The 7095-nt window shown below is 60.4% G+C and carries 7 protein-coding genes; 3 read left to right on the top strand and 4 right to left on the bottom strand.

Translation table 11 applies throughout. From position 1 onward, the window contains the following. Positions 1–198: 198 nt before the first annotated feature. Together A3754_RS09975 and A3754_RS09970 are read right to left on the bottom strand one after the other, a co-directional pair. Positions 199–1635, bottom strand: a complete 1437-nt coding sequence (locus tag A3754_RS09975; protein WP_082872372.1) for a DegQ family serine endoprotease — start codon at positions 1633–1635, stop codon at positions 199–201. Between the two features lie 119 nt (positions 1636–1754). Further along, positions 1755–2426: a methyltransferase gene (locus A3754_RS09970; protein ID WP_063519551.1), complete on the bottom strand. Its 672-nt coding sequence runs from the start codon at positions 2424–2426 to the stop codon at positions 1755–1757. Between the two features lie 49 nt (positions 2427–2475). Here A3754_RS09970 and A3754_RS09965 point away from each other — a divergent pair, with 49 nt between their 5' ends. Further along, positions 2476–4413, top strand: a complete 1938-nt coding sequence (locus A3754_RS09965) for a hypothetical protein (RefSeq protein WP_063519550.1) — start codon at positions 2476–2478, stop codon at positions 4411–4413. On the opposite strand, the gene trmH is transcribed toward A3754_RS09965, so the two are convergent. After that, the gene (trmH, locus tag A3754_RS09960) at positions 4376–5068 is read right to left on the bottom strand and encodes a tRNA (guanosine(18)-2'-O)-methyltransferase TrmH (protein WP_063519549.1); all 693 of its coding nucleotides are present in this window, start codon (positions 5066–5068) and stop codon (positions 4376–4378) included. The two genes, A3754_RS09965 and trmH, sit on opposite strands and share 38 nt — an antisense overlap. Before the next feature lie 158 nt (positions 5069–5226). On the opposite strand from trmH, the gene A3754_RS09955 reads away from it, so the two are divergent. Further along, complete coding sequence (locus tag A3754_RS09955) at positions 5227–6435, top strand: CaiB/BaiF CoA-transferase family protein (RefSeq protein ID WP_063519548.1); 1209 nt, start codon at positions 5227–5229, stop codon at positions 6433–6435. A 120-nt stretch (positions 6436–6555) separates the two neighbouring features. Continuing rightward, positions 6556–6717: a hypothetical protein gene (locus A3754_RS26610; RefSeq protein ID WP_156496940.1), complete on the top strand. Its 162-nt coding sequence runs from the start codon at positions 6556–6558 to the stop codon at positions 6715–6717. A 16-nt stretch (positions 6718–6733) separates the two neighbouring features. On the opposite strand, the gene A3754_RS27650 is transcribed toward A3754_RS26610, so the two are convergent. Further along, on the bottom strand, positions 6734–7095 hold a 362-nt coding region (locus A3754_RS27650), incomplete at its 5' end, for an alpha/beta hydrolase (RefSeq protein ID WP_197468604.1).

Here is a 7095-nt window from a genome sequence, read left to right as displayed (position 1 = left end):
AAAGCAGGTCGGATTTACCCAAGGGCACAGAGAGGCCGAAGGCCGTAATCCGACGCCCAACAACGCAGCCAGAAAGAAGACAGATTGTCGGCTTACGGCTACGCCTAAGTCGACCTACGAAAACTTACTATAAGGGCCGCCCACAAAAAAGCCGACTATTAATGCCGGCTTTCTTGCTACAGCTTGAGGGTTAGTCGATTAACGCACCACCACAAAGAACACGCCGCCGTTGCGGTTAACCCGCAACAACAGGGCCGCTTCTTTATCGTCCACGGCCTTGCGTAACTCGTCCATGGTTTCCACGTCCTGGCGGTTCACGTTGATGATCACGTCACCGTTGCGCAGCCCGGCTCGCCAGGCCGGGGAGCCTCGCTCTACTTCGTCGACCAGCACACCGGCGTCGGCATGTTGCAGCTCGCCCTTGCGCAGGTCGCGCAGGTTGGCGCCTTCCAGGAATTTGGAAACAGCTTCACCGCCAGCGGTTTCCCGTGATGACTCACTGATCACGGCGGTGACATCTTTTTTCTTGCTGTCACGCAGGATGCTCAGGGTCACTTTTTCGCCCACCGGCGCCATGCCCACCTTGTTACGCAGGTCCGCCGCACGGTTTACTGGGCGGCCGTCCACGGCGGTGACCACATCACCGCTTTTCAGGCCGGCTCTCTCTGCCGCACTGTCTTCTACGACCTGGGTGATCACCACGCCGCGCTGACGCTCTACACCAAAGGCTTCCGCCAACTCCGCCGTCAGGTCCTGAATGGTGACGCCGAGCATGCCGCGGCGCACTTCACCGTGTTCGATCAGCTGCTGCATCACGTTCTCGGCCATCTCGGTGGGGATGGCAAAACCGATACCCACATTGCCACCAGCCGGCGCCAGAATCGCCGTATTGATACCCACCAGCTCACCACGCAGGTTGACCAGCGCACCACCGGAGTTGCCCGGATTAATGGACGCATCGGTCTGGATAAAGCTTTCATAGCCTTCAATGCCCAGCCCTGTGCGACCCAGCGCGGAAACGATACCGCTGGTCACGGTCTGGCCAAGCCCGAAAGGGTTACCAATGGCGACCACGAAATCACCGACCCGCAGGCCAGTGGAATCGGCGATGGCAATTTGGGTAAGGCGTTCCGCGTCTTCCAGTTTCAGGACGGCCAGATCCACTTCCTCATCCACACCCACCAGTTCCGCCGACAGTTCACGGCCATCGGTGAGCGTGACTTCGATATTATCGGCGTTCTTGACCACGTGGGCGTTGGTCAGCACATAGCCTTCCGCAGCATCCACAATCACCCCGGAGCCAGCGCTGGCAGCGCGGCGCTCGGAGGGCCGCTGGCGTTCCGGCATATTGAAGAAGCGACGGAAGAAAGGGTCATCCATTAACGGGTTACGCGCCGCCCGCACCCGGGTTTCAATGGCAATATTCACCACCGCCGGCGAGGTTTTTTCCAGCATGGGCGCCAGCGAGGGCAGCGCGTCCCCTTCGGCCGTGACAGCAGGCAAAGCCGCCTGAACCGGGGAAAAGGCAACACATAACAGCGTCAGCACCCAGACGACGGGAAGGATTGGTTTTTTTTGCGTAGACAACGTTTTTTCAAACAACGGTTGTTCCTCCTGTTTCAAGGAAAGCATCATCGATAAAAGGGATGATGGGCTAAAAGTCCAGTACCGGATGCCACCCAGAAATGCCCGACCCGCAATCGCTGGTACCGGGGATTAGGCGTCACCCACTTTTTTCTGACCAGCGCAAGCGTCTACGGTTCCGAAGCAAACAGACGAACGCCGTTGTACTCCCGCGATTCCCCCAGATCCGGCCAGGTACAGGACTGCCACTCCCCCAGCAGCCGGTAGCCCGGCGGGTTCAGGTCCGGCACCCGGGAATCCGCCAGCAGCACCGCACCGGCAGCCTGAAAGCGAGCCAGTAACGGCAGGTTATCGCGGTCATAGAGAATATCTGCGGCTGTCACCAGGTCCGCCTCTGCCAGGGAGGAGTCCAGATCATTGCTCAGCACCACCTCGACGCCGTTCTCCCGGGCGTTCATGGCCGTGGCCGTGAGCGCATCCTCGTCCAGATCACAGGCGATGACCTTGCGTGCCCCGGCCATGGCAGCGGCAATGGCGACCACCCCCGAACCCGGGCCCACATCCACCACACAACGGCCGGCCACCTGCTCGGGATTATCCAGCAGATACTGCGCCAGCACCTGCCCGGAAGCCCAGCAGAACGACCAGTACGGCGGCTCTTCCATGATCGCGTTGACGATTTCCGGGTCCAGCGCCTGCTCCGGGAACAGCTCATCCAGCAGCCACAGGCGCAGGGCGGGCGTTTGTGGCAATGCCTGGCACGACAGGGACACCGCCGGTAATACGCGGTGGAGCCGTTCGTGCAAGGCGTTGAGGCCTACTTTTTCCTGTTCTGTTGTCATACTCTAGGGCCTACTTTTCCTATCCGAAATCGTCGAAGAGAATAACAAAATGACCGGCAGACAGGGATGGATTGGCGTTATCGCGCTACTGCTCAGTGTGACTAGCCCCCTCAAGGCACGGGAAATCTGGACAGACGGCGTACCCGACGCCTATTTCAAACATTTCGTGGAGTTCTACAAGGCCGACCCCAGTGCCATGGGCCGCTGGGCCACCGGGTTGACTCGCATCTCCACCGCACAGCTGGATTACACCCTTAAAGCGCTGGATACCACCCAGTTCACCTACCTGTACCCCATGGAAATCAAGGGCTACGACCTGCCCCGCCACAACGGTATCCCCACCGAGGAACTGTCGTTAATGGCCGTGCGGGCCGGCAAGCTGATTCCGGTGCCCTACCAGATCGACGAGTTCGACAAGACCGGCCTGATCTGGATTGAGGGTGAAAACGACAGCAAGGCGGAAGGCGAGCCCGGCATTTTTGACGATTTTGATGAACTGGTTTTCATGTTCCGCGATGGCGGCTGGGACCGCTTCGATCCGGCGCAGCACACCCTGGCCGAAGGGCAGATGCTGGAAGAAATCCGTCTCGACTCGCCGCGTAACAAACCCCGCTATCTGTATCTGGTGCGCAATAACAGCGAACGTTCACGGGCGGATTATGTGGAGGTGAATCTGGACGAAGGCTGGATCCAGACCACCCTGATGCGCATGGAGTATGAACCCAGGGATTTCACCCAGATCCAGTCCATGGCGCCGCGCCTGGGACCCCACAAGGACAAAAATGTCTTTGATAATGTGTATGTGAATATCAGCACCGGTATCCTCAACCAGAACCTGCGCGTGGACCTGGATACCCGCAAGAACATCAAAGCCACCCCCCTGGCCGTGCGTGACGGCGCCGTGCGCGCCTCCATGCTGGTCAAGGCGCGGGTCTGGTATGCCTATCTGCCTACCTTTTTCAGCCAGAAATTCCAGGTGGATTTCTACGAACAGTCGGTGACCATTCCCTCCCGGTTCGCCATCGGCAGCATGAAGGTATTGAAGTTTTTCCTGATGTTCCTGCGTGAGCCGCGCATTCACTTTGCCATCGATTTCCAGAACCTGGATGGCGCCCGGCTGACCTTTGATTCCGTCTACGACGACAAACAGTACGGGATCGTGGACGGCACCATGAGCGACTTCGAAACCCGCATGAACGCCACTCGCCTGCCCGGCGACTGGCTACACCTGGATTCCAACCAGGGCTGGGAAATGTTCTTCAGCAACCACATGCCGGTGGTGCCCAACGGCCTGTTCGATGCCTTTCTGGATGGCGTGACCATGAACATGTTCTACGAGGATGATGCCAACAGCACCACCAAGTACGAGCGCGATCCCGGTGCCACCCCGCGGCTGGGTTTCCAGAGCGAAGGCATTCCCGATACGGTGATTGATCTGATGGGCGCGATCCCCAAGCTCGACTTCCAGAACATGGACAGCCTGGGCGAAGCCATTGTGGCCCTGGCCGCCGCCGAACAGGACGGCGCATTCGAGAAATACGATGAAGTGGTCAACAAGAAGCTGGCTGAGTTGAAAGCCGATGGTCGCATCGGCACCGTGGATGAGTTGGCCGATGCCTTTATTGCGGATCTGGACCGGATGAATTTCTCCGGCATCCCCCGCGACACCTTCAACCAGATCGTTCACCAGGCCATCGTCGATACCACCCCGGCGGTGGACCAGATTCATCATGGCCAGGTGTTGGCCCGGATGATCACCCTGGCCAACGATCAGGGTATCGATATCCGCCGCCTGCGCTACGCCACCATGGACAACACCCTGTGGTTCCCGGCCTGGGTAGGCGAAGGCGGGGCCAGCGACTTTCAGTGGCAGGTGAGCCACGCCCCCACAGCGACACCGCTGGGGCCGGTTGCTCCCCCCGCCACCAAGCCGGCAAGCAAACCCGCCGCTACGACTCCGTCTGGGTCTTCTGCAACAGCGCCGTAAGCGCGGCGCTGTCTTTCACCTGCCCCTCTTCATCCAGCTCAGGGTATGGCACGCCGTGGGCGTCGCATAAACGGGCGATACGGGCATAGCCCCACCGGAAAAGCAGCTCGTGGTAGCGAGCGGCGTCCACACGAGGCTGATCATAAAACCCTTTCGCCCGGCGCTGCTCACAGGCTTCGGAAAGAATAATCGCCGCCGCCACACTCACATTGAATGACTCCACCATGCCCATCATGGGAATGGTCACATTCTGATCCACCACGCTGGCCACCTCGTCGCTGACGCCGAATTTTTCGGTGCCCAACAACAGCGCCGTTGGCCGGGTGTAATCCACCTCCCGGTAGGGAATTGCATCATCGGACAAATGCGCCGCCAGCACCTGCACCCCCTGGCCCTGCAATTCACGGATCACGTCGGTGCTTTCATCGCGCTTATGCACCTGTACCCAACGCTGCGAGCCCATGGCCGTACCCGCCGCCATGCGGGCCCGGTTCTTGGGCAGCACCGCGTGCACATCAAGAATCCCCACCGCGTCACAAGTACGCACAATGGCAGCAATATTATGGGGTTTGTGCACGCCATCCATGATCACAGTCAGGTCAGGCTGGCGGCGGTCCAGGGTGTCGCAGATGCGGCGGTAACGTTCCGGGGTCATGGGTTTTCCTCGTGGCTGGCCGCGGATTGTATAGGCCCGGCCATGGCTGACACAATTCGCTCGCCTTGCCGATGGCTACAGTCAACAGCGCCACTGCCACTGCCCTGTTGAATCCGCTAGGCTTATGAGCTTGTTAAAACCACTGCCCTGGAGGCTCCATGACTCAACCCTCATCCCGCCGCCAGCCCCTGGAGGGGGTGCGCGTTATCGAACTGGGACAGCTACTCGCCGGGCCTTTTACCGGTACCCTGCTGGCCTACTTCGGCGCCGATGTGGTGAAAGTGGAACCCCCCGGTGGCGACCCGATTCGCGGTTGGCGCAAACTGGATGAGGACGGCACCTCGTTCTGGTGGCGCAGCCTGGGGCGCAACAAGAAGTCGGTCACCCTGGATCTGAAAACCGACCAGGGCAAGGCCCTGGCTCGCAGGTTGATGGTGGGTGCCGATGTGGTCATCGAGAACTTCCGCCCGGGCACCATGGAAACCTGGGGGCTGGGCCCGGACAGCTTTGCCACCGACAACCCGGGGCTGATTTATACCCGCATTTCCGGCTACGGCCAGACCGGCCCCTACGCCAGCAAACCCGGCTACGCCTCGGTGTGCGAAGGCATTGGCGGCCTGCGCTATGTGAACGGCTTTCCCGGCGAGCGCCCGGTGCGCCCCAACCTGTCATTGGGCGACACCATCGCCGGGCTGCACGCAGCGCTGGGCATTTTGCTGGCGCTGTTCGAGCGACAGAACAGTGAGCAGGGGCAGGTCGTGGATGTGGCCCTCTACGAATCCGTGTTCAACCTGCTGGAAGGGGTGATTCCGGAATTCGATGGGGCCGGCGTCATCCGAGAACCCGCCGGCTCCACCGTCACCGGCATTGTTCCCACCAACACCTACCGCTGCGCCGACCGCAAGTTCGTGGTGATCGGCGGCAACGGCGATTCCATTTTCAAACGCTTGATGACCGCCGCCGGCCGCCCCGATATGGCTGAGGATCCCGCCATGGCCAGCAACGCCGGTCGCGTGGAGCACGAAGAGGCCATCGACGCCGCGCTGGACAGCTGGTGCCGCAGCCTGCCCAGTGACCAGGTCCTTGCCATACTCGAAGAAGCCCGGGTGCCCTCCGGCCCCATCTATTCCGTGGCCGACATGATGCAAGACCCGCACTTCCAGGCCCGCGGCCTGTTCCAGCAGGTGGAAATCAACGGCAAACCGCTCAAGGTCCCGGCCATTACACCTCGGCTGGCGGACACCCCCGGCGAAACCCGCTGGCCCGGTGGCGAAGTGGGCAGCCATAACCAGGCCGTGCTCCGTGATGAGCTGGGTTTGAGTGAGGCGGAATTTGCAGACCTGCAGGCCCAAGGCATTATTGGCTGAGTCGAGGAATCAGCGGCCAGCCGCCTGCCTGGCTATCGACTCAGGCCATTGACCATTGAGTCAGAGAGGCGTTACAACAAGGAATCGCTACGATTCCGGGATCCTGATATGCAAACAATAATGGGAATAACCGTTGGCCTGGCTGCGCTGTGCCTGCTGGCCGCAGGACTGTACTACCACGCCCGACGACGCACCCTGCAATCCGACCCGATTCTAATTGGCAGCTGCTACCTGGGAGGCGCCAGCCTGCTGCTGGGCAACTGGCTGGTGCCGATGCTATAAGTGTCCTTAGCCGGACTCAGGCTCTCTTCTCTATAAACCGGGCGATCGCCGCAACCACCCTGGCCTCACTCTCCCTGTGAGGAAAATGTCCACCACCAGGAAAAATCACCAGACTCGCCTCGGCCGCAGCCTTGTCGCACAACCGCTGCGGATGGGCTACCGACCCATATTCATCAGCGTCACCGTGAAGACAAAGCAAGGGTCGCTGCAGGGAGGCCAACACACGATCCAGATTCCAGTCACGAAACGGCTCGCCCAACCAGGTATCAATCCAGGCAGCCAACACCCAGTCTGTTTTATCATCATGGTATCGGGACAATTTCTCTCTCTGGGCTGGATCGGAAAACACCACCTTCGCCGCCTCGATACCGCGCCGGG

Source organism: Alcanivorax sp. HI0083 (assembly GCF_001635175.1).
This window is presented reverse-complemented; position numbering and strand designations above follow the sequence as displayed.

Excerpts from the sequence above, each read along its gene's own strand:
- trmH (WP_063519549.1), bottom strand. The coding sequence starts at position 5,068 with ATGACCCCGGAACGTTACCGCCGCATCTGCGACACCCTGGACCGCCGC.
- A3754_RS26610 (WP_156496940.1), top strand. The coding sequence starts at position 6,556 with ATGGGAATAACCGTTGGCCTGGCTGCGCTGTGCCTGCTGGCCGCAGGA.
- A3754_RS09955 (WP_063519548.1), top strand. The coding sequence starts at position 5,227 with ATGACTCAACCCTCATCCCGCCGCCAGCCCCTGGAGGGGGTGCGCGTT.
- A3754_RS09970 (WP_063519551.1), bottom strand. The coding sequence starts at position 2,426 with ATGACAACAGAACAGGAAAAAGTAGGCCTCAACGCCTTGCACGAACGG.
- A3754_RS09965 (WP_063519550.1), top strand. The coding sequence starts at position 2,476 with ATGACCGGCAGACAGGGATGGATTGGCGTTATCGCGCTACTGCTCAGT.
- A3754_RS09975 (WP_082872372.1), bottom strand. The coding sequence starts at position 1,635 with ATGATGCTTTCCTTGAAACAGGAGGAACAACCGTTGTTTGAAAAAACG.